General features: G+C 63.2%; 1 protein-coding gene. It reads right to left on the reverse strand.

Features of this window, described 5'->3' with window-relative positions:
• On the reverse strand, positions 1 to 202 hold a 202-nt coding region (locus AAEZ03_RS28770; RefSeq protein WP_350583409.1), incomplete at its 3' end, for a cupin domain-containing protein.
• Between the last annotated feature and the right edge of the window lie 37 nt (positions 203 to 239).

Below are 239 nucleotides of genomic sequence, written 5' to 3' on the forward strand. Positions count from 1 at the left end.
GCGTGAACGTGCAATCCTCGAGCGTCAGTGCGACTTGCCCGCGCATCACATAAACGAACTCCTCGCCCGCGTGTGTCGTTATCTCGGACGGCGACTGCCCCGTCGGCATCCTGACGAGAATCGCGTCGAGCTTGCGACCATCCACCAGGTTCGTCAGCCTGGCGAACAGGCTGGCCGAGTTCGCGAACTGGAAGTACTGCATCGCGTTCCTGCGGCACACCGAACGCGCTTCCGTCGGC

It is taken from the genome of Pseudomonas sp. HY2-MNA-CIBAN-0224 (genome assembly GCF_040310285.1).
GTDB classification, from domain to species: Bacteria; Pseudomonadota; Gammaproteobacteria; order Pseudomonadales; family Pseudomonadaceae; genus Aquipseudomonas; species Aquipseudomonas helleri.